22 protein-coding genes are annotated in these 21820 nt (G+C 69.4%); 10 read left to right on the forward strand and 12 right to left on the reverse strand.

Annotated elements, in window-relative coordinates:
• Positions 1-29: 29 nt before the first annotated feature.
• Together C7H75_RS15410 and C7H75_RS15415 are read left to right on the forward strand one after the other, a co-directional pair.
• Positions 30-1457, forward strand: coding sequence for an amidase (locus tag C7H75_RS15410; RefSeq protein ID WP_106851554.1), 1428 nt, complete (start codon positions 30-32; stop codon positions 1455-1457).
• Between the two features lie 3 nt (positions 1458-1460).
• Positions 1461-2030 (forward strand): TetR/AcrR family transcriptional regulator, encoded by a 570-nt coding sequence (locus C7H75_RS15415; protein WP_081120480.1) that lies wholly within the window; start codon positions 1461-1463, stop codon positions 2028-2030.
• Between the two features lie 34 nt (positions 2031-2064).
• Here the strand turns inward: C7H75_RS15415 and C7H75_RS15420 are convergent, their stop codons facing one another.
• The 6 genes from C7H75_RS15420 to C7H75_RS15445 all read right to left on the reverse strand — a co-directional run bounded on the left by C7H75_RS15420 (position 2065) and on the right by C7H75_RS15445 (position 7463).
• Positions 2065-2595 (reverse strand): DUF6790 family protein, encoded by a 531-nt coding sequence (locus C7H75_RS15420; RefSeq protein WP_106851555.1) that lies wholly within the window; start codon positions 2593-2595, stop codon positions 2065-2067.
• A gap of 155 nt (positions 2596-2750) precedes the next feature.
• The gene (gene era / locus C7H75_RS15425) at positions 2751-3668 is read right to left on the reverse strand and encodes a GTPase Era (RefSeq protein WP_106851556.1); all 918 of its coding nucleotides are present in this window, start codon (positions 3666-3668) and stop codon (positions 2751-2753) included.
• Position 3669: 1 nt separating this feature from the next.
• Positions 3670-4992, reverse strand: coding sequence for a hemolysin family protein (locus C7H75_RS15430; RefSeq protein WP_005512334.1), 1323 nt, complete (start codon positions 4990-4992; stop codon positions 3670-3672).
• A gap of 24 nt (positions 4993-5016) precedes the next feature.
• A complete protein-coding gene (gene ybeY / locus C7H75_RS15435; protein WP_106851557.1) occupies positions 5017-5559 on the reverse strand; it encodes an rRNA maturation RNase YbeY in 543 nt (180 codons plus the stop codon).
• Between the two features lie 58 nt (positions 5560-5617).
• Complete coding sequence (locus C7H75_RS15440) at positions 5618-6709, reverse strand: PhoH family protein (protein WP_005512332.1); 1092 nt, start codon at positions 6707-6709, stop codon at positions 5618-5620.
• Positions 6710-6806: 97 nt separating this feature from the next.
• A complete protein-coding gene (locus C7H75_RS15445; protein ID WP_005512331.1) occupies positions 6807-7463 on the reverse strand; it encodes a TetR/AcrR family transcriptional regulator in 657 nt (218 codons plus the stop codon).
• A gap of 135 nt (positions 7464-7598) precedes the next feature.
• Here C7H75_RS15445 and C7H75_RS15450 point away from each other — a divergent pair, with 135 nt between their 5' ends.
• Complete coding sequence (locus C7H75_RS15450) at positions 7599-9209, forward strand: MFS transporter (protein WP_013416468.1); 1611 nt, start codon at positions 7599-7601, stop codon at positions 9207-9209.
• On the opposite strand, the gene C7H75_RS15455 is transcribed toward C7H75_RS15450, so the two are convergent.
• From C7H75_RS15455 to hrcA, 4 genes are all read right to left on the reverse strand, one after another.
• Positions 9200-9955 (reverse strand): alpha/beta hydrolase family protein, encoded by a 756-nt coding sequence (locus tag C7H75_RS15455; RefSeq protein WP_069856533.1) that lies wholly within the window; start codon positions 9953-9955, stop codon positions 9200-9202. The two genes, C7H75_RS15450 and C7H75_RS15455, sit on opposite strands and share 10 nt — an antisense overlap.
• A gap of 92 nt (positions 9956-10047) precedes the next feature.
• Entirely contained in the window at positions 10048-10809 is a 762-nt protein-coding gene (locus C7H75_RS15460) for a 16S rRNA (uracil(1498)-N(3))-methyltransferase (RefSeq protein WP_005512326.1), read from the reverse strand.
• Between the two features lie 15 nt (positions 10810-10824).
• Positions 10825-11976 carry a molecular chaperone DnaJ gene (dnaJ, locus tag C7H75_RS15465; protein ID WP_005512325.1) on the reverse strand — a complete coding sequence of 384 codons (1152 nt, stop codon included), beginning with the start codon at positions 11974-11976 and terminating at the stop codon, positions 10825-10827.
• 99 nt (positions 11977-12075) lie between these two features.
• Positions 12076-13119: a heat-inducible transcriptional repressor HrcA gene (gene hrcA, locus C7H75_RS15470; RefSeq protein ID WP_022596695.1), complete on the reverse strand. Its 1044-nt coding sequence runs from the start codon at positions 13117-13119 to the stop codon at positions 12076-12078.
• A gap of 227 nt (positions 13120-13346) precedes the next feature.
• Between hrcA and C7H75_RS15475 the strand changes: the two genes are divergently transcribed.
• Positions 13347-13655 carry a type II toxin-antitoxin system VapB family antitoxin gene (locus C7H75_RS15475; RefSeq protein WP_013416472.1) on the forward strand — a complete coding sequence of 103 codons (309 nt, stop codon included), beginning with the start codon at positions 13347-13349 and terminating at the stop codon, positions 13653-13655.
• Positions 13656-13667: 12 nt separating this feature from the next.
• Here the strand turns inward: C7H75_RS15475 and hemW are convergent, their stop codons facing one another.
• Entirely contained in the window at positions 13668-14855 is a 1188-nt protein-coding gene (gene hemW, locus C7H75_RS15480) for a radical SAM family heme chaperone HemW (protein ID WP_081181944.1), read from the reverse strand.
• 393 nt (positions 14856-15248) lie between these two features.
• Here hemW and C7H75_RS15485 point away from each other — a divergent pair, with 393 nt between their 5' ends.
• From C7H75_RS15485 to C7H75_RS15510, 6 genes are read left to right on the forward strand one after another with little or no spacing between them, the layout of a single operon-like run.
• Positions 15249-16958 (forward strand): nitrite/sulfite reductase, encoded by a 1710-nt coding sequence (locus C7H75_RS15485; protein ID WP_081181949.1) that lies wholly within the window; start codon positions 15249-15251, stop codon positions 16956-16958.
• Positions 16955-17698: a phosphoadenylyl-sulfate reductase gene (locus C7H75_RS15490; protein WP_005512320.1), complete on the forward strand. Its 744-nt coding sequence runs from the start codon at positions 16955-16957 to the stop codon at positions 17696-17698. Before C7H75_RS15485 ends, C7H75_RS15490 begins: the two co-directional genes overlap by 4 nt.
• The gene (cysD, locus tag C7H75_RS15495) at positions 17695-18636 is read left to right on the forward strand and encodes a sulfate adenylyltransferase subunit CysD (protein WP_005512319.1); all 942 of its coding nucleotides are present in this window, start codon (positions 17695-17697) and stop codon (positions 18634-18636) included. Before C7H75_RS15490 ends, cysD begins: the two co-directional genes overlap by 4 nt.
• A gap of 2 nt (positions 18637-18638) precedes the next feature.
• Positions 18639-19934 (forward strand): sulfate adenylyltransferase subunit 1, encoded by a 1296-nt coding sequence (locus C7H75_RS15500; protein ID WP_005512318.1) that lies wholly within the window; start codon positions 18639-18641, stop codon positions 19932-19934.
• A 4-nt stretch (positions 19935-19938) separates the two neighbouring features.
• The gene (locus C7H75_RS15505; RefSeq protein WP_044991231.1) at positions 19939-20688 is read left to right on the forward strand and encodes a sirohydrochlorin chelatase; all 750 of its coding nucleotides are present in this window, start codon (positions 19939-19941) and stop codon (positions 20686-20688) included.
• Positions 20689-20704: 16 nt separating this feature from the next.
• Complete coding sequence (locus C7H75_RS15510) at positions 20705-21493, forward strand: pentapeptide repeat-containing protein (RefSeq protein ID WP_081120483.1); 789 nt, start codon at positions 20705-20707, stop codon at positions 21491-21493.
• Here the strand turns inward: C7H75_RS15510 and C7H75_RS15515 are convergent.
• Positions 21490-21708, reverse strand: a complete 219-nt coding sequence (locus tag C7H75_RS15515; RefSeq protein WP_233281775.1) for a helix-hairpin-helix domain-containing protein — start codon at positions 21706-21708, stop codon at positions 21490-21492. The genes C7H75_RS15510 and C7H75_RS15515 overlap by 4 nt on opposite strands.
• Positions 21709-21820: the final 112 nt, after the last annotated feature.

Here is a 21820-nt window from a genome sequence, read left to right on the forward strand (position 1 = left end):
ACGAACGGAAGCGGCGTGAAGGGGCGACAGTGAGCACGGAACTGCGAGAACAGTGCGTCGAGCAGCACGCGCCCGGCCTCGAAGACCAGGTCACGGCCCTGGCTACGGGCCGCGGCACATCCGTCGCCGCGGTGACCGCCGCGCTCGACCGGATCGACGCCGGTCAGGCCACCCTCAACGCGTTCCGGATCGTGCGCCGCGCCGCGGCACTCGCGGAAGCGGCCGAGGCCGACCGCCGCCTGGCCGCCGGGGTACGCCTCCCGCTGCTCGGTGTCCCGATCGCTGTCAAGGACGACGTGGACGTCACGGGTGAGCCCACTGCGTTCGGATGCCCGGGCGACTTCCCGGCCAAGACCGCCGACTCCGAGGTGGTGCGACGACTACGTGCGGCCGGTGCGGTGATCGTCGGCAAGACCAACAGCCCCGAACTGGGCCAGTGGCCGTTCACCGGCGGCGCGTTCGGTCACACCCGCAATCCGTGGGGCCGCGACCACACGCCGGGCGGGTCGTCCGGCGGCAGCGCGGCTGCGGTCGCGGCCGGCATGGTGCCCGCGGCCATCGGATCCGACGGTGCCGGTTCCGTCCGCATCCCGGCGGCGTGGACCCACCTCGTCGGCATCAAACCGCAGCGAGGCCGCATCTCGACGTGGCCCGAGCCCGAATCGTTCCACGGCATCACCGTCAACGGCCCGGTCGCCCGCTCCGTCGCCGACGCCGCCCTGCTGTTCGACGTCGTCGCCGGCAACCACGACGGCGACCTGCACAAGCCACCGCCGGTCACGGTGCGCGACGCGGTCGGCCGCGATCCCGGCCGGCTGCGGATCGCGCTGTCGCTTCGCATCCCGTTCACCGCCACCCCCACCGCGTTGCACCCGGAGATCCGGACCGCGGTGGGCCGCACCGCGCACACTCTGCGCCGGCTCGGCCACGACGTCGTCGTCGACGACCCGGAGTACGGCATCCTGCTGGGCCTCAACTTTCTTCCGCGCTCCCTGGCCGGCATCGAGGTGTGGCTCGACCGCCTTCCCGATCGCAGCCTGGTGGATCCGCGCACCCGCGCCAACGGGCGCACCGGGCGCCTGCTCTCCGGGTGGCCGTTGCGCGCCGCGCGGGCCGCCGAACCGCGGATGAGGCGGCGGATCGGCGCGATCTTCGACGACTACGACGTGGTCCTGGCGCCCACCACCGCCACGCCCCCGCCGCGCGTCGACGCGATGGACGGCATCGGCGGTGTCGCTACCGACAAGGTGATCACCGCGGCATGTCCGTACACGTGGCCGTGGAACATCCTCGGCTGGCCCAGTGTCAACGTCCCCGCAGGCTTCACCACCGACGGGCTGCCGATCGGGGTGCAACTGATGGGCCACGACAACACCGAACCCCTGTTGGTTTCCCTTGCCGCGCAACTCGAAACCGTCGGCCGCTGGCACGAGCACCGGCCCGTTCGGTGGTGGTGACGGATGGGGGCGACGGCGGTGCGCGACCGCATTCTCGCGGCCGCGCTGCAGATCGTCGGCACCGAAGGCGTGCCGGCGCTGACGAACCGGCGCATCGCAGCCGAGGCGGGCGTGGCGCTGGGCTCGATCACCTATCACTTCGCGACGCAGTCGGAGTTGCTGCACGCCGCTCTGACAGGTTTCGTGGCCGAGGAGACCGCGCGGCTGCGTGAGATCGCGGAAAGCTACCGCGACAACGGGATCAGCCTCGAGGACGCCGCGGCCGTCACCGAACGGGTCGCGCACGATCTCGGGTTCTCCGCCGAGCGGATCGCACCGTTCGAGCTCTACATCCAGGCCGGCCGCGACCCGGCACTGCAAGCGGCCGCGACCGCGTGCTTCGCGGCCTACGACGAGCTGACCGTGACGATCCTGACCGCACTCGGCATCCCGGACCCGCAGTCACTCGCCGCCACACTGGTGGCAGTCATCGCGGGCCTGCAGTTGCGCCGCCTCGCCACCGGCGACGGCGGACAGGAGATCTCGGTGGCGGTGCTCCGACTGATCCGGGGCGCCTTCCTCCCGGCGCCGTGACGCGGGATCACTCGACGACGGGGGCCGAGGAGCCTCACCTCGCCCCGAGACGGTCGGTACCCCGCCACAGTTGCGGATGACGTGGACCCATATGTCGCGACAGCACGAGGAAGACAACGGCGATCAGGGGCAGCAGGAAGTCCGTGGGGAGCGCCCACACGTTCATCGGTTCGGTGTTGTCGTGCGCGGCCCACTGCATGATGTGGCCGATTCCGTCGCCCCAGAACGAGACGAGCAGGACGAACACGGCCGCACTCATCCAGCCGCCCCGGTTGGCCTTCCACGCGCACGCGACGCCGGCAGCGCCGATCGCGATGTCCGCCCAGCCGACCTCCCACTGGAACATCGACTGCGTGTAGCCGATGCCGTCGGCGATCTCGTCCGACGTCGGCCCGATGTGGCCGATTCCGCCGACCACGGTCCACACGCCGCCCCCGACGACCGCCCACAGCGCGACCAGTCCGCACATCCGTCTCGGGGTGCGCCGCTCCGGGTGCCGGTCGAGCGCGATGTGCACCGCGGCGCCGAGGACCAGCACACCCCACTGGATCAGGAAGAACCCCATGACATCACCTTCTCGATCCGAGAGGCCTGTGCAGGTCGACGGTTCGATCGTCGCACGCGCCGGGGCACCGCCGGGCCGAAAACAGTCGTGCCGAAAACAGTCGTGCCGCTCCCCCGACCGGGAGAGCGGCACGACGAGAACCGGAGCGACGGACGCTAGAAGCCGAGGCGCCCCAACTGCTTCGGGTCGCGCTGCCAGTCCTTCGCGACCTTGACGTGCAGTTCCAGGAAGATCTTGACGCCGAGCAGCTTCTCGATCTGCTTGCGGGCCGCAGTGCCGACTTCCCGCAGCCGGGCCCCACCCTTACCGATCACGATGCCCTTCTGGCTGGGCCGCTCGACGTACAGCAGTGCGTGGACGTCGAGAAGTTCGCCCTGCTTCTCGGTGCGCCCCTCACGCTCGCGCACCTCCTCGATGACGACGGCCAGCGAGTGCGGCAGTTCGTCGCCGAGACCCTCGAGCGCCGCTTCCCGGATCAGCTCGGCCATGAGCGTTTCCTCGGGCTCGTCGGTGAGCTCGCCGTCGGGGTAGAACGCCGGACCGGGCTCCATCAGACCGGCGAGGACGTTCACCAGCAGTTCGACCTGCTCGCCGGAGACCGCCGACACCGGGATCACCTCGGCTTCGGGGCCGAGAAGCTTGGAGAGCGCCATCAGCTGCGCGGCGACACCGTCCTTGCTGACCTTGTCGATCTTGGTGACGATGCCGACCAGCTTGGTCTTGGGCGCCATCTGACGGACCTGCTCGAGGATCCACCGGTCGCCGGGGCCGATCTTCTCGTCCGCCGGGATGCACAGGCAGATGACGTCGACCTCGGAGTAGGTGTCGCGCACCAGGTCGTTGAGGCGCTGACCGAGCAGCGTGCGCGGCCGGTGCAGGCCGGGGGTGTCGACCAGAATCAACTGGGCGAAGTCGCGGTGCACGATGCCGCGGATGGTGTGGCGTGTCGTCTGCGGGCGCGACGACGTGATCGCGATCTTCTCGCCGACCAGCGCGTTCGTCAGCGTCGACTTGCCCGTATTGGGTCGGCCCACGAAACAAACGAAGCCGGAACGGAATTCGTTGTCGGTCATATCACTCCTGGTTCACGTTTCCGTCTTCGTCCATCTGGCCGGTGTCGCGGTGTTCGTCCGGTATCCGTTCGACGTGCACGGTGCTGATCCGCACCCGACCCCGCACGTCCGCGCCGCCCTCACCGCGCATCCGCAGCCCGGCCGTCTCGATCTGCGAGCCGGGCAGCGGTACCCGGCCCAGTTCGTAGCCGAGCAACCCGCCCACGGTTTCGACCTCGTCGCCGGGGATCTCCACGTCGAACAGTTCACCGAGATCCTCGACCGGCAGCCGGGCCGAGACCCGGTATGTGCCGTCACCGAGATCCTCGATCGGCGGAGTCTCGTCGGTGTCGTACTCGTCGGCGATCTCACCGACGATCTCCTCGATCACGTCCTCGATCGTCACCAGCCCGGCGATGCCGCCGTATTCGTCGACCAGCACGGCCATGTGGTTGCGGTCGCGCTGCATCTCGGCGAGCAGGCTGTCGAGCGGTTTCGAATCGGGCACGAACACCGCCGGGCGCATCACCTGCGCCACCTTCACACTGCGGCCGCCATCGGACGAATAGTACGTCTGCTGCACCAGGTCCTTGAGATACACGACGCCGAGGACGTCGTCGACGTTCTCGCCGATCACCGGGATCCGGGAGTGGCCGCTGCGGACCGCGAGCGTCGTCGCCTGCCCGGCCGTCTTGTCGGCCTCGATCCACACCATCTCGGTGCGCGGCACCATCACCTCGCGTGCCGAGGTGTCGCCGAGTTCGAACACCGACTGGATCATCCGGCGTTCCTCGTCGGCGACGACGCCGCGCTCCTGCGCCAGGTCCACCAGCTCGCGCAACTCGATCTCCGACGCGAACGGGCCGGCCCGGAATCCCCGGCCCGGGGTGAGTGCGTTACCCACCAGGATCAGCAGCCGGCTCACCGGGCTGAGCAGCGTGCCGAGCGCACCGAGCGGAACCGCCGCCGCCAACGCCAACGGGTAGGCGTGCTGCCGGCCCAGGGTGCGTGGCCCCACACCGATCGCCACGTAGTCGACGAGGACCATCGCCACGATGGTCACCGCCATACCCCACATGGGGCCGAGCAGGTCGATCAGCGCCCCCGCGAGCAGGACCGCGGCCGCGATCTCGCACAGGATCCGCAGCAGCACCATGAGATTGACGTACCGCGGACGGTCCGAGACGATCCGGACCAGCCGCATCGCTCCCGGCCGTTCGTCCTTCGCCATCTCCTCGACGCGCGCCGGTGACAGCGTGTTCAGCGCCGCGTCGAGCGCCGCGAAGAGACCGCCGAGCGGCACCAGCACGACAGCGACGAGCACCAGGACGACTGCGTCGTTCACGTGTCGATCACCGTCCGCCGAGCGTCACTGCTCGGTGCCGTCGAAGAAGCCGGCCTTGCCGAGCAGCCGCTGATCGCGCGCCGCGAGTTGCGCCTCGCGCTCGGCACGTCGCAGGTCTTCGTACCAGTCGGCCAGCAACTGGTTCTGCAGGCCGAACATCTCCTTCTCCTCCTCCGGCTCGGCATGGTCGTAGCCGAGGAGGTGCAGGACGCCGTGCACGGTGAGCAGCGCCAGTTCGTGATCGAGCGAGTGCCCGGCCTTCTCGGCCTGCTCGAGCGCGAACGACGGGCACAGCACGATGTCGCCGAGCATCGACGGGCCGGGTTCCGGGGCGTCCGGCCGTCCACCGGGCTCGAGTTCGTCCATCGGGAAGGACATGACGTCGGTGGGACCGGGCAGATCCATCCACCGCATGTGGAGGTCGGCCATCGTCGACGAATCCACGAGCACCATCGACAGCTCCGCCGCGGGATGCACGTCCATGCGCGCGATCACGAACCGGGCGACGCTGATCAAATCCTCGTCGGAGACTTCCATCCCCGATTCGTTGGAGATCTCGATACTCATCTACGTCGTTCCTTCGTCGGCCGCGGGCATGCGGGAGCCGTTGTTCGCGGAGACAACCCTACCGCCGGTGCGAGCGCGGCTGGACCGCCCGCCGCTGTGCCCGATTGCCCAGCGGGAGATCCCCGTTCCGGGTCGACTCGAACCGGTCGTAGGCATCGACGATGTCGGAGACCAACCGGTGCCGGACCACGTCGGAGCTGTCGAGTACCGCGAAGTGGATGCCGTCGATGTCACCCAGGATCTCGGTGGCCGCCCGCAGCCCCGACCGTGCCCCACCGGGCAGATCGACCTGGGTGATGTCGCCGGTCACGACGATCTTGGACCCGAAGCCGAGCCGGGTGAGGAACATCTTCATCTGTTCGGCGGTGGTGTTCTGCGCCTCGTCGAGAATGATGAACGCGTCGTTGAGGGTGCGACCCCGCATGTACGCCAGCGGCGCGACCTCGATGACGCCGGCCTGCATCAGCTTCGGGATCGCCTCGGGATCCATCATGTCGTGCAGCGCATCGTGCAGCGGACGCAGGTACGGGTCGATCTTCTCGTGCAGCGTGCCTGGCAGGAAGCCCAGCCGCTCACCGGCCTCGACCGCGGGACGCGTCAGGATGATCCGCGTCACCTGCTTGGTCTGCAGCGCCTGCACCGCCTTGGCCATCGCCAGATACGTCTTACCGGTACCGGCGGGCCCGACACCGAACACGATGGTGTTCTCGTCGATCGCGTCGACGTAGCGCTTCTGATTGAGCGTCTTGGGCCGGATCGTCTTGCCCCGACGGGACAGGATGTCCAAGCTCAGCACGTCGGCCGGAGAATCCGACAGCCCCTGCGTGAGCATGCCGTGGGTGCGCCGTACCACGTCCGGGGAGATCGGCTGATTGCGACGCACGAGGGACGTCAACTGCTCGAGCACCCGCTCCGCGAGCGCGACGTCCGCAGGCGTTCCGGTGAGCGTGACGGCGTTCCCCCGCACATGGATATCGGCGTCGAGCACCTGCTCGAGAGCGGTCAGATTCTCGTCGGAGGACCCGAGCAAGGGCGGGACCACCTCGGGCGGAAGTTCCATGCTCGAGCGCACATTGCGCTGAGCCGGCTGTGCGGGATCCTGCGGGGTGTCGCGCAAACGCGACCTGCCGTTCTCGACTTGTTCACTCACGTGCGCGCTATGGCCTTCTTCCAGGTCCGATGGGTCGACGACCGGGTCGTCGCGTGTGCCCAAAGTCTAGCGCCAGCCGCCGACGGCGCCCACCGAGTTACCCGCCGGCCTCCTCACCGGGTGCGTCGGCGTCCGCGAGCCAGTCCGCCGCCTCCGAGACGACGGCGACGGCGTCGTCCGGCGGCAGCCCCAGCAACACCAGCCCAGCGGTGGCGAACGTCTCACCCCGGTCGGAGATCGCACCCCGGTTCGCGTGCTCGAGGAGCGTGAGCGTCATGCCCTCGTACATCGCGACCAGGAGCTCGGCGGACAGGTACGACGAGAACATCCCCTCGCGCTGTCCACGCTCGACATTGCCCACCGAGATCGTGCGCAGCGGTTCGAGGAGGTCGTGGATGCGCTCCTCCCCGAGCTCGCGCCGGGCGAACGACAGCAGCACCCGGAACCGGTCCCCGATCGGCCAGGTCCGCAGCGCCAGGACCGCGACCGCCAGGTCGGCCCGCTCCGGTGCAGGCGGCCCGGACGCCAGGCTCGAACAGATCGCCCCGGACGCCTCGGCCACCAGACCCTCGATCAGGGCTTCCCGGTTGGGGAAGTGCGAGTACACCGTGCGGCGAACGACGCCGGCCGCCTTCGCCACGTCGTCCATGCTCGCGTCCGGATCCGCCGCGAACGCGGAGATCGCCGCCTCCAGGATGCGGGCGCGATTGGCGCGCGCCTGGGAACGGACCGGCACCGGAGACTGGGAACTCACCGAACCATCCTCCCCCGAAGGCGCCGTGTGATGTGCACCACCGCGGCATTGCACACCGGTGTGCAACTAACTAACTTGCACATCAATGTGCAACATCGCCGGCGTGCTCGCGCCTGGGCGGGAGGGAATTCGAGGATGACGATCACACTGTCTCGGCTGCCGGGAGTCGCCGGCACTCCGGTCGAACGGATGGATCAGCCGTACCCACGCCGCTGGGCCGCCCTCGGGGTGCTGTGCCTGAGCCTGCTCATCGTCGTCATGGCGAACACCGCGCTCATCGTCGCCGCGCCGGACATGACCCGCGACCTGCAGCTGACGAGCTCGGATCTCCAGTGGGTCATCGACGGTTACACCGTCCCCTACGCCGCACTGATGCTGCTGTTCGGCGTCATCGGTGACAAGTACAGCCGACGCGGGGCCCTCTTCGCCGGCCTGCTCGTCTTCGGCGGTGGCGCGGTGTTCGGAAGCCTCGCCGACAGCACCACGTCGGTGATCGCGGCCCGGATGGTCATGGGCGTCGGCGCCGCGATCATCATGCCCGCGACGCTCTCCCTCCTGGTCGCGACGTTCCCTGCCGCCGAGCGCGCCCGCGCCATCGCCGCGTGGGCGGCCACGTCCGGTCTCGCCATCGCCCTGGGACCGCTGCTGGCGGGGTGGTTGCTCGAGACCCGCTCGTGGCACTCCACCTTCCTCATCAACGTCCCGATCGCGGCTCTCGCGATCGTCGCCGCGCTGGTTCTGGTGCCGCCGTCGAAGGCCCACGGACTGGGTCGCATCGACTGGATCGGCGGATTGCTGTCGGTCGTGACGATCGGCTGCCTCGTCTTCGCGATCATCGACGGGTTCCACTTCGGCTGGGGTGCATCGGCACTCATCGCGTCCGCGATCTCGGTGGTCGGCCTGATGCTGTTCCTCGCGTGGGAACTGCGGCACCCGCAGCCACTGCTGAACGTGCGCAAGCTCGGCGAGCGGGCCGTGGGCGGCGCGTCACTGGCGGTGATGCTCGTGTTCCTGACGGCGTTCGGCGCGATGTTCTTCGTCGCCCAGCAATTCCAGTTCGTGCTCGGCTTCGGCCCCCTCGACACCGGTGTCCGGCTCCTGCCGCTGGCCGCCGCCGTCTCCGTCGGTGCCGCGGCCAGCGCCCGGCTGACGCCGCGCATCGGCGCCCGGGCCGTCGTCGCCGGCGGCATGCTCGTCGCGGCGGCGGGCGTCCTGCTGCTCGTCCGCGTCGACGGCGCCTCGACGTACCTCGACTTCGTCCCCACCCTGGTGCTCCTGGGCATCGGTGTGGGCCTGGCGGTTTCACCCGCGACCGACGCCATCATGGGGAGCTTCCCGGACAAGGACCTGGGCGCCGCCGGCGGACTCAACGACACCGCGATCGAGCTCGGCGGGTCGCTCGGCATCGCGATCCTCGGCTCGGTGCTCGCCTCCGCCTACAAGGATGGGATCGCCGGCTTCCTGGCGGCGCTACCGGTTCCGAAACTCACCGGGGCGCAGGCAGATCTGGTCGCCCAGGGGTTGCAGGCGTCGGGCGAATCGGTGGGCGGCGCAGCGATCGTCGCCGAGGAACTGGCGAAGAACCCGTTCGGCGCCGCCCAGGCACAGCCACTCATGGACGCCGCGACGGTCGCGTTCGCCGACGCGATCTCCCGGGCGAGCCTCGTCGGCGGTCTCGCCCTCGCGGTCGGCGCGGTGGTGGTCGCCGCGATCCTGCCGAGCCGAACCGCCCCGGGTCAGGACTGAGTGCCCAGCAGGACCTCGCGGGAGAGCTTCCAGCTCCGCGTGTTCGGGTCGAGGAAGGCGAAATGATCCTCGCCCTCGACCAGCGTCAGCTCCACGGGGTCGCCGGCGGCGCGGGCGGCGTCGGCGTACCGGGACGCGATCTTCGCCGGCACCTGGGCGTCCTCGGTGCCGTGGAGGACGACGACGGGAACCCCGATCGGCACGCGATGTTGCGGTGACGCCGACCGGTAGAGCTCGGGATCGACGTCGAACGGCACCCCGAACAGGTCCTCGATGTAGCTGATCCGGCGGCCGCGCTCGGCGGCCGACGCCAGATCCAGCGCACCGGCCTGCGACACGAACAGCTCCGGCCGGACCGCCGTATCACGTTGCCCGGCAAGCCACACCGCGAGCTGACCGCCCGCCGAGTGACCGACTACGCGCACGCGGTCCAGATCCAACGGCACGGGCGACGCTTCGGCGACCGGTCCGGCGATCGCGTCCAGCGCGGCCACGACGTCGGCCGACATTTCGGGCCACCGTCCGCCCGCGCCGATCCGGCGGTACTCGATGTTCCACACCGCGACGCCGCTGCGGGCCAGTTCCACCGCGAACGAGGTCCCGAGATTGAGGTGGTACTGCCCGCTCCAGTAGCCGCCGTGGATCACCATGACGACCGGCACCGGACCGTCCCCCGCGCCCTCGGGCGCGTAGAAGTGACCGAACTGCTGCGGTTCGGGTCCGTACTCGATGCGCGTCCGGGGCATGGATCTCACTCCTGTGTCGTGGGCGGCTGCGCCACCCGTGCGCCTTTTCGGTAGCGGGAGGTACCAAAAAGGCGCACGGGCACGAAGTGCCTTCAGTCGATGGGCGCGGACGACCAGCGGTCGGTGAGCACGCCGATCGCCCCGAGCGCCACCGCGGCCGCCGTCGAGGTGCGGAGCACCGTCGGCCCGAGCAGGACGGCGGTGGCTCCCGCACCGGTGAGGGCGGCGATCTCGTCGTCGGACAGTCCCCCTTCGGGGCCGACCACCAGCATCACCTCGGGCGCGTCCCGCAGCGGCAGCGACGCGAACGGCGACTTCGCCGACTCGTGCAGCACTGCCACGACGCCACCGCGTCCGACGACCTCCCGCACCCGCTCCAGTACCTGCTGCGTGTGGTGCAGGTCGGCGACCTCGGGCACGAACGAGCGCCGGGCCTGCTTCGCCGCCGCGATCGCCGCGTTGCGCCAGCGGGTGACGCCCTTGTGGATCTTGGCGCCCTCCCAGCGGGCGACGCAGCGCGACGACTGCCACGGCACGACGACGTCGATCCCCGCCTCGGTGGCAAGTTCGACGGCCAGTTCGGAGCGTTCGGCCTTCGGTAGCGCCTGCACCAGGGTCACCTGCGGCGTGGGCGGCTGCTGGTCGAGTCGGGCTGTCACCTCGAGGTCGAGGCGGTCCTTCCCGGCGGCGGTGACGACGGCGTCGGCGAGACCGCCGCGACCGTCCGCGAGCAGTAGACGCTCACCCGGCTTGATGCGCCGCACTGTCGCGGCGTGCCGGCCCTCCGGCCCGTCGAGCACTGCGGGACGGCCGACGTCGGGCAGGGGGTCGAGATAGAAGACGGTCGCAGCCATCGGGTCCGACGCCGATCAGCGGCCGCTGAAGGCGTCGCGCAGCCGGGAGAACAGGCCGCCGCTGTTCTGCGATCCGGTCGAGACGACCTCGGCCTGATCGCGGTCGCGGTGATTCTTGAACTCCTGCAGCAGCTTGCTCTGCTTGCCGTCGAGCCTCGACGGGATGACCACCTCGAGATGCGCATGGACGTCGCCGCGCACCGTGGAGCGCAGCTTCGGCATGCCGTGGCCACGCAGGACCGACACCGATCCGGGCTGCGTGCCGGGGTCGACGGTGATCTCGGTGGGACCGTCGATGATGGTGTCGAGCGTGACGGTGGTGCCGAGGGCCGCGTCGACCATCGGGACCCGGATGGTGCAGTGCAGATCGTCGCCGTCGCGGACGAACACCTCGTGCGGCTGCTCGATGACCTCGACGTAGAGGTCACCGGCGGGGCCGCCGCCGGGGCCGACCTCGCCCTGCGCGGCGAGGCGGATGCGCATGCCACCCGAGACACCGGCCGGGACCTTCACGGTGATGTCGCGGCGGGCGCGGACGCGGCCGTCTCCACCGCACTTGTGGCACGGATCCGGGATGGTCTCGCCGACGCCACGGCACGTCGGGCAGGGACGCGAGGTCATGACCTGGCCCAGGAACGAGCGCTGCACGGACTGGACCTCGCCGGCGCCGCCACACGTCTCGCAGCGGACCGGCTGGGAGTCGCCGTGTGTGCCCGAACCGGTGCACCCGTCGCACAGGATCGCGGTGTCGACGGTGATCGTCTTCGTCACGCCCGTGGCGCACTCGGCGAGGGTCAGCTTGGTGCGCAGCAGGGAGTCCGCGCCGGGCTGCACCCGCCCACGCGGGCCGCGCGCGGTTCCGCCGCTGCCACCGAAGAACGCCTCGAACACGTCGCCGAGACCACCGAACCCGGCCCCGCTGAAGCCGCCCGCTCCGGCCGAGGCGCCGGACTCCATCGGGTCGCCGCCGAGATCGACGATGCGGCGCTTCTCGGGATCCGAGAGCACCTCGTAGGCCGTGGAGACCTCACGGAACCTGGCCTGCGCCGTCTCGTCGGGATTGACGTCCGGATGCAGTTCACGGGCGAGCTTTCGGTATGCCCGCTTGATCTCCTGATCGCTCGCCTTCGGTCCGACGCCGAGCGTGCCGTAGTAATCCCGTGCCACTTTGGGTATCTCGTCCTTCTCTACATCGTTCGCATCAAACGGTGAGCGTCGCCCGGCACCGGTCGGTCCCGGCCCGGCCACGTGGCGCCCGTCCGCGCCCTATCGCTCGGCGAGTACTTCGCCGATGTACCTGGCAACGGCAGCCACCGAGGCAATTGTTCCCGGGTAGTCCATCCGGGTGGGACCGAGGACCCCCACACCGCCGAACACGGTACCGGCCGTGCCGTAACCCGTGGAGATCACCGAGGTGCCCCGCATCTCCTCGACCTGTGTCTCCTCACCGATACGCACGGTGACGCGACCGGCGTCCTGCGTCGCCGCGATCAGCTTGAGGACCACCACCTGCTCCTCGAGCGCCTCGAGCACGGAGCGCAGTGAGCCGGGCAGCCCCGCCTGCATGGTGAAATCGGCCGCGTTGCGTGTCAGGTTCGCGGTCCCACCCAGGACCAGGCGATCCTCGGGGTGTTCGACCAGGGTCTCTACCAGCACCGTGGCCGAGCGGATCACCGCATCGCGCAGATTCTCGGGCGCATCCTCGGCCAGTTCGGACACCGCGATGGAAGCTGCGGCCAGCCGCTTCCCTTCGAGCGCACCGCCGAGCAGCGCCCGCAGCCGGGACAGGTCCTCGTCGTCGATCACGTCGCCGAGTTCGACGATTCGCTGGTCGACGCGTCCGGAGTCGGTGATCAGCACCATCAGCAGGCGCGCCGGCGTGAGGGCCACCACCTCGAGGTGACGCACCGACGATGCCGACAGCGTGGGGTACTGCACGACGGCGACCTGCCGGGTGAGCTGCGCGAGCAGCCGCACCCCGCGCCGAAGGACGTCGTCCAGGTCGACACCGGACTCGAGAAACTCGAGGATCGCGCGGCGCTCGGCCGCCGAGAGCGGCTTGACGTCGGCGATCCGGTCGACGAACTGGCGGTAGCCCTTGTCGGTCGGTACCCGGCCCGAACTGGTGTGCGGCTGGGTGATGTACCCCTCGGCCTCGAGGGCCGCCATGTCGTTGCGGATGGTGGCACTGGAGACGCCCAGGTTGTGACGTTCGACCAGGGCCTTCGACCCGATCGGCTCCTGCGTCGAGACGTAGTCGGCGACGATCGCCCGGAGTACCTCGAATCGTCGTTCCTCCGTGCTCGCCACCGCCACCCACCTCCGTTTCGCGCTGCGGCCCGGGCCGTCCCGGAGCCGTGCCTCCCGCCCTGCGCGGGATCCACCTCGGTACCCAGTCTAATGGCCCCGCCCGGACGGAACTTCGCAGGCCGCGCCGGACATTCGAGGCACACGGAACAATTGCCTCGTAGGCCGTACTGTGGTCACCGGTCGGGCCGCAGGACCCGTCCTACGGTCGAGAACTACGGGCGGTGAACATGATCTTCAAGGGTGTCAGGGAAGGCAAGCCGTATCCGGATCACGGATTGACGCTGCGCGACTGGGCCCAGATACCGCCGCGGCAGGTGCGCCTCGACGAGATCGTGACGACCACCCGGGTGTTGCAGCTCGACCGGCTGCTGGACGAGGATTCGACCTTCTACGGCGACCTGTTCCCCCACGCTGTGCTGTGGGAGGGGACCATCTACCTCGAGGACGGCGTCCATCACGCCGTACGCTCGGCCCTGCGCAACCGCGTCGTGCTGCACGCACGGGTCTACGACTACGACGCGGCACCGACCGAGTAGATCGGCCCCGGGTCAATCCAGGATGTCCCGGACCACGGCGTCGGCGAGCAGCCGCCCACGATCGGTGAGCACCAGGTGGGCGTTTTCGACGCGCGCGAGTCCGTCCGCCACCACCCGCTCGGCGGCACCGCGTTCACTGTCGCCCAGATCCGACAGCGGCAGCCCGGTGCGTAGCCGAACGGTCAGCATGACGCGTTCCACGTGCGCGTCCTCAGCGGTGAGCGTCTCGCTGCCCCCGACCGGGAGTTCCCCCGCCGACAGCCGGTCCGCGTAGCGCGCGGGATGCTTGACGTTCCACCACCGCACCCCACCGACGTGGCTGTGCGCGCCCGGGCCGGCACCCCACCAGTCGCCGCCGTCCCAGTAGCCGAGGTTGTGGCGGCAGCGCGACGCATCGTTCGCGGCCCAGTTCGACACCTCGTACCAGTGCAACCCCGCGTCGGCGAGACGCGCGTCGATCCGTTCGTAGCGGGAGGCCAGAACGTCGTCGTCGGGTGCGGGCAGTTCGCCACGTCGCACCTTGCGGGCCAGCGCGGTGCCGTCCTCGACGATCAGCGCGTACGCGGAGACGTGGTCGACGCCCGCGCCGAGGACCGCGTCGAGCGACGCGTCGAGGTCGCGATCGGTCTCGCCGGGGGTGCCGTAGATGAGGTCGAGGTTGACGTGGTCGAACCCGGCGGCCCGCGCCTCACGTGCGGCGGCCACCGCCCGGCCCGGAGTGTGGGTGCGGTCGAGCACCCGCAGCACGTGCTCGGCGGCCGACTGCATGCCCAGCGAGATCCGCGTGAAACCCGCCTCGCGCAGCCTGGTGAAGAACTCCGGCGACGTGGACTCCGGGTTGGACTCGGTGGTCACCTCTGCGCCGTCGGCGAGGCCGAAGCTCGCCAGTACAGCCCCGAGGACCTCGGCGAGGCCGTCGCCGCCGAGGAGCGAGGGCGTACCGCCGCCGACGAACACCGTGTCGACCTTCGGAGCGCCGGTGATCTCGGCCGCCGACGCGAGCTCGCGCTTCAATGCCTCGAGCCAGGACTGCGGCGACGCCGACGTGCCGAGTTCCCCGGCCGTGTAGGTGTTGAAATCGCAGTACCCGCACCGCGTGGCACAGAACGGGACGTGGACGTAGATGCCGAACGGCCGTGTCCCCACTCCTTCGAGCGCCGACACGGGAAGTTCCAGGCGTGTCGATTCGACATCGACCACTGATCCACTCACGTCTCCAGTGTCCCAGCCATCCGATCTGCCGCCACGAACGCCCGCCCATCAGGACATTTCCCGGAATTTTCGGGGAAATATGCTCCCGGTGGTCGGCAGACGGCAAATCCCGTGGCAGAATGGCCCGCATGACAGATACCGGGGTGCGATTGGTGGCGCGGCGCCACGTCGACCTCAAGCGTGTCTGTAGCTGTTGTTGTCTGTCCTGCGGCGTGTAGCGGCCAGCGTTTCCCTGCCCTGAAGCAGCGGCGCTCGCCTGCGTTCGTCTCCCCCCGTTAGGCCCGTAATCCGGCCGGCCGAGGACGACCCCGCGAGGAAGCAGCCCTCCTCTCCCTGTCTTCGACCGGTGCACCGTGAGATTCACGAAATTCAGGAGCACCCATGACGTCGACCACCGACGCCGAATCTGCCGTGAGCCCGCCGGCGCGCACCGCGCGTCCGAAAAAGCGTGTCTCCGAGGGCCAGTGGGCCCTCGGCTACCGCGAGCCGCTCAACGCGAACGAGCAGATCAAGAAGGACGACAATCCGCTCAACGTCCGCACGCGCATCGAGAACATCTACTCGAAGCAGGGTTTCGACAGCATCGACAAGGCCGATCTGCGCGGCCGCATGCGCTGGTGGGGCCTGTACACGCAGCGCGAGGAGGGCTACGACGGCACCTTCACGGGTGACGAGAACATCGACCTGCTCGAGGCGAAGTACTTCATGATGCGGGTGCGGTGCGACGCCGGCGCCCTCACCGCCGCGCAGTTGCGCACGATCGGCGAACTCTCGACCGAGTTCGCCCGCGACACCGCCGACCTCTCGGACCGCGAGAACGTCCAGTACCACTGGATCGAGATCGAGAACGTCCCCGAGATCTGGCAGCGGCTCGAGGCCGTCGGTCTCAAGACCACCGAGGCGTGCGGCGACTGCCCTCGCGTCGTGCTCGGATCCCCGCTGGCCGGCGAGTCGTTCGACGAGATCCTCGACCCGACCCCGGCGATCGACGAGATCGTCCGCCGCTACATCGGCGATCCCGAGTACTCGAACCTGCCGCGCAAGTTCAAGACCGCGATCTCCGGGCAGCAGGACGTGGTGCACGAGATCAACGACGTCGCGTTCGTGGGCGTGAACCACCCCGAGCACGGTCCGGGCCTGGACCTGTGGGTGGGCGGCGGCCTGTCGACGAATCCGATGCTGGCGCAGCGCGTCGGCGTGTGGGTGCCGCTCGACGAGGTCCCGGACGTGTGGGAGGCCGTGGTTTCGATCTTCCGCGACTACGGCTACCGCCGGCTGCGCGCGAAGGCGCGGCTGAAGTTCCTGATCAAGGACTGGGGCATCGAGAAGTTCAGGGAAGTTCTCGAACAGGAGTACCTGAAGAGGCCCCTCATCGACGGCCCCGCGCCGGAGAAGCCCGAGCGCCCGATCGACCACATCGGCGTCCAGAAGCTGCGCAACGGCCTCAACGCGATCGGGTTCTCCCCCATCGCCGGCCGCGTGTCGGGCACCATCCTGACCAAGGTCGCCGCCGCGGCCGAGGCGGTCGGCTCCGACCGCATCCGCTTCACGCCGTACCAGAAGCTGATCGTGCTCGACGTGCCCGACGACAAGGTCGAGGAACTGATCGCCGAACTGCAGCCCCTCGGCCTGCACGCCCGGCCGTCGCACTGGCGTCGGAACCTGCTGGCCTGCAGTGGTATCGAATTCTGCAAGCTGTCGTTCGTGGAGACCCGCAAGCGCTCGCAGGTGCTCGCGCCGGAACTCGAGGAGCGGCTCGCGGACATCAATGCCCAGTTGGACGTCCCGATCACGATCAACATCAACGGCTGCCCCAACTCGTGCGGCCGGTCCCAGATCGCCGATATCGGGTTCAAGGGCCAGTTGGTCGACGACGGCGAGGGCAACCAGATCGAGGGTTTCCAGGTGCACCTGGGCGGCAGCCTCGGCCTGGACAGCGCCTTCGGCCGGAAGCTGCGCCAGCACAAGGTGACCAGCGCCGAACTCGGCGACTACATCGACCGGGTGGTGCGCAACTTCGTGAAGCACCGCAACGAGGGTGAACGCTTCGCACAGTGGGCAGTTCGAGCAGACGAGGGGGATTTGCGTTGACGATCGACATCACCACGGCAACCCAGGACGAGCTCCGGGCACTTGCCGCGCAGGGCGCAGCGGAGCTGGACGGCGCGTCCGCACGGGAATTGTTGCAGTGGACCGAGGACACGTTCGGGGCCGGGGCGAGCGAAGCGACGGGGTATCGCAACAGCTACATCGTCGCGTCGAACATGCAGGACGGCGTGCTGGTTCACCTTGCCGCACAGGTCCATCCGGGCGTGGACGTGCTCTTCCTCGAGACCGGATACCACTTCCCCGAGACCATCGGCACCCGTGACGCGGTGGAGCAGGTGTACGGCGTCAACGTCATCAACGCACAGACCGACGTCTCGGTCGCCGAGCAGGACGCGGCCGAGGGCAAGGATCTGTTCGCCCGCGAGCCCAACCGCTGCTGCGCGCTGCGCAAGGTCGCGCCGCTGAAGGCGACGCTGAAGAACTACCGGGCGTGGGTCACCGGCATCCGCCGGGTCGAGGCCCCCACCCGGGCGAACGCGCCGTTGATCTCGTTCGACGAGGCGTTCGGACTGGTGAAGATCAATCCCATCGCTGCATGGTCCGACGACGACATGCAGGCGTACATCGACGAGCACTCGATCCTGGTGAATCCGCTCGTCGACGAGGGGTATCCCTCCATCGGGTGCGCTCCGTGCACCGTCAAACCTCTCCCCGGCGCCGATCCGCGCAGCGGTCGGTGGGCCGGTTCGGCCAAGACAGAATGCGGGTTGCACGCCTCATGACCATCGACATCTCCCTCCCCGAGCCGCGGCTTCAGCTCGACGGCAACAAGTTCGACACCCTCGACGCCCTCGAGTCCGAGGCCATCCACATCTTCCGTGAGGTGGCCGGCGAGTTCGAGCGGCCCGTGATCCTGTTCTCGGGCGGCAAGGACTCGACGGTGCTGCTGCACCTGGCGATCAAGGCGTTCTGGCCGGCCCCGCTGCCGTTCGCGCTGCTGCACGTCGACACCGGACACAACCTGCCGGAGGTGCTGGACTTCCGCGACCACGTCGTCGCGAAGTACAACCTGCGCCTGCACGTGGCCAAGGTGGAGGACTACCTCGCCGACGGCCGCCTCACCGAGCGCCCCGACGGGATCCGCAACCCGCTGCAGACCGTGCCGCTGCTCGACGCGATCGCCGAGCACCGCTTCGACGCCGTGTTCGGCGGAGCGCGCCGTGACGAGGAGCGGGCTCGCGCCAAGGAGCGGATCTTCTCGCTGCGCAACGCGTTCGGGCAGTGGGACCCCAAGCGTCAGCGTCCCGAGCTGTGGAACCTGTACAACGGCCGGCATTCCCCCGGCGAGCAGGTCCGCGTCTTCCCGTTGAGCAACTTCACCGAACTCGACATCTGGCGCTACATCGCGCGGGACAACGTCGAACTGGCGAGCATCTACTACGCCCACCAGCGTCCGGTGTACCAGCGCGACGGCATGTGGATGACCCCGGGCGTGTGGGGTGGCCCGGCCGAAGGCGAAGAGCTGCAGACGCTGTCGGTCCGCTACCGCACCGTCGGTGACGGATCCACCACCGGCGCGGTGCTGTCCGAGGCCGCCGACAACGAGGCCATCCTGGCCGAGGTCGCGGCGTCCCGGCTCACCGAGCGCGGCGCCACCCGCGGCGACGACCGAGTTTCCGAAGCGGCCATGGAAGACCGCAAGCGAGAGGGCTACTTCTGATCATGAGCGACCTGCTACGACTCGCTACCGCGGGCAGCGTCGACGACGGCAAGTCCACTCTCGTGGGCCGGCTGCTGTACGACACCAAATCCGTTCTGGCCGACCAGATCGACGCCGTCACCCGCGCGTCGGTCGACAAGGGCCTGTCCACCCCCGACCTGTCGCTACTCGTCGACGGCCTGCGTGCCGAGCGCGAGCAGGGCATCACGATCGACGTCGCATATCGCTACTTCGCGACACCGCGCCGCTCGTTCGTGCTGGCCGACACCCCGGGCCACGTGCAGTACACCCGCAACACCGTGTCGGGCGCGTCCACCGCGCAGTTGGTGATCCTCCTGGTGGACGCGCGCAAGGGCGTCATCTCGCAGACCCGTAAGCACGCCGCGGTGCTGGCGCTGCTCGGAGTGCCGCGACTGGTGCTGGCGGTCAACAAGATCGACCTCGTCGAGGATCCGGCGCAGGTGTTCGCCGACATCACGGCCGAGTTCCGTTCGCTGACCGGATCTCTCGGCTGGGACGACGCCGACGTCCAGGCGATCCCGGTGTCCGCGCTACACGGCGACAACGTCGCCGTGGCGTCGGACAACACGCCGTACTACGACGGGCCGACGCTGATCGAGCATCTCGAATCGGTGCCCGTGGACAGCGACAACGAGGGCAAGCACGCCGTGGGTCTGCGGTTCCCCGTGCAGTACGTGATCCGTCCGCGCACCGCCGAGTTCCCCGACTACCGCGGCTACGCCGGTCAGGTAGCGGCCGGTTCGGTCGTTCCCGGCGACGAGGTGGTGATCCTGCCGTCCGGAACCCGGACGACGGTCACCCGCATCGACACCGCCGACGGCGAACTCGACGTCGCGCACGCGGGCCGCAGCGTGACGCTGGTGCTCGCCGACGACGTCGACGTCTCCCGCGGCGACACCATCGCGGCGCCGTCCGGCGCGCCGGAGCCGATCGACCAGTTCGACGCCACCGTGTGCTGGCTCGCCGAGAAGCCGCTTCGTCCGGGCGCACGCCTGCTGCTCAAGCACGGCACCCGCACCACGCAGGCCATCGTCGGCGCGCTCGTCGAGCGCCTCGACGAGCAGGAACTGACGTCGGAGCTGTCCCCGGAAACCCTCGAGCTCAACGAGATCGGCAAGATCTCGGTGCGTGTCGCGGAACCGATCGTGGCCGACGACTACACCGTCAACCGGCACACCGGCAGTTTCCTGCTGATCGATCCCGCCGGCGGCAACACGCTCGCGGCCGGTCTGGTGGGCGACGCCATCGCCGCGGTCGAGCTCGGTGAGCGGGTCTGACACCGTGACTCCACTGATCGCCGTCGCACACGGCAGTCGTGATCCCCGATCCGCTCGGGTGGTCACGGCTGCCGTGGCGGCGATCCGCGCGCAGCGGCCGGACGTCGACGTCCGGTTGTGCTTCCTCGACCTGAACACGCCGTCGGTGGACCAGGTCGTCGACGCCGTCGCCGCGGAGGGGCATACCGCTGCAGTGGTGGTGCCCCTGCTGCTCGGCAGCGCGTTCCATGCCCGCGTGGATCTGCCCGGGATCCTGGCCGCTGCCCGCGCACGGCACCCGCAGCTGACGCTCGTCCAGTCCGACGTCCTGGGCCACGACCGCCGCCTCGTCGACGCGGTGCGGGACCGGATCACCGAGACCGGTGTCGCCACCGACGACACCCGCGCCGGAGTCGTGCTCGCCGCGGTCGGCTCGTCCGATTCGCGGGCCAACGATCGCACCCGTGCACTGGCCGGCGTCCTCGCCGACGGCAACCTGTGGGCGACGGCCGCCTGCTTCGCAACCTCCGCCGAACCGACCGTCGGACAGGCGATCTCACAGCTGCGCTCGCGAGGGGTCGAGCGCATCGTGATCGCCCCGTGGTTCCTGGCGCCGGGACGCCTCACCGACCGTCTCGGCGCAGCCGCACTCGACGCCGCTCCCGACGTCGTGTTCGCCGAGACGATCGGCGCACACCGGAACGTCGCCGAAGTTGCGCTCGATCGGTACCGGACCGCCCTCGGCGCAGCGGACTCGTGGCGACTCTCCGCCTGACGTTTACAGTGAGTCGGTGACGACCGACAAGCACAGCGCGGCGAGTGCCGCATCGCTGCGCGGCAGGTGGAGTTCCGAGACCACAGCCCAGCTCGCGCGCCAGTTCGTCGATCAGGCCGGATTCGTCGGACGCACACACGAGATCACGTCCCCGTTCGGAACCGACGACGACGGTCGTGTGGACCTGCGCGGCGTGAAAATGGCTCGCGGATACCCGCTCTCGATCAAGTACCTCACGCTCGAGCGGCTCGACCTGAGCTACGCCCGAGGAACCCTCCACTTCGTCGAGACCGAGGTGAGCGACAGCCGCTTCGACGGAATCTCCGCGTCGGGCAGCACGTTCGACCGATTCTTCGCAAGGTGCAGTTTCAGATCGGCGCGCCTGACGCGGGCACGGATCGGGCGGCGATTGACCGACTGCGACTTCACCGGCGCATCGATGCGCAAACTCACACTCGGAGAGAACACCGTGTTCGAGCGGTGCACGTTCCGCGGAGCAGACCTCACCGACGCGAAGCTGGTGGGCGGCCGCTTCGTCGAGTGCACATTCGCCGACACCACGTTCTCGGCGCTCACGACCTTCGACCGCTGCGACTTCCGGGGCACCCTGCCCGAGCTCGGACCCGCGCGCCGAATCCGGTGCACCCACGGCGGCCGTCCCCTGCCCGACAGCTGGCCGGGTCAGGCGTACGCCGACGACCTCGAAAGTGACTACCTCGGGCGTTACGGGCGCGCAGTGCAGGCGGGGACCGCGGAGACCATGCCACTCGACCCCGAGTCACCGCCCGGGCACGCCACGCGCTAGGCGTTGTCGGTTCGGAAGCCGAGACCGCGCTCGCCCAGCGAGTCGGTCAACACCCGGAGCGCTTTGGGACCGACGCCGTGGAGCGCGAGGAGATCCTTCGCCGAGTGCTGCGCGACGGCCTCCAGCGTGGTGATGCCGGCTTGCGCGAGCGCCCGGGTAGCCGGACGCCCGATCCCGGCAGGGAGATCGCCGGTGATGTCGCTGGGTGGGGTCATGCACGTCATCGTAGGGAGCCGTACCCGTGGCGTCGACCACAATCCCTTTACCTCGAGTCAACTCGAGGTTCTAGCGTCGTCAGTGACACCCCCGCCTCGACGAAGGACCTCG

Source organism: Rhodococcus (subgen. Prescottella) equi, assembly GCF_003013675.1.
In the GTDB taxonomy this organism is placed as follows: domain Bacteria; phylum Actinomycetota; class Actinomycetes; order Mycobacteriales; family Mycobacteriaceae; genus Prescottella; species Prescottella equi.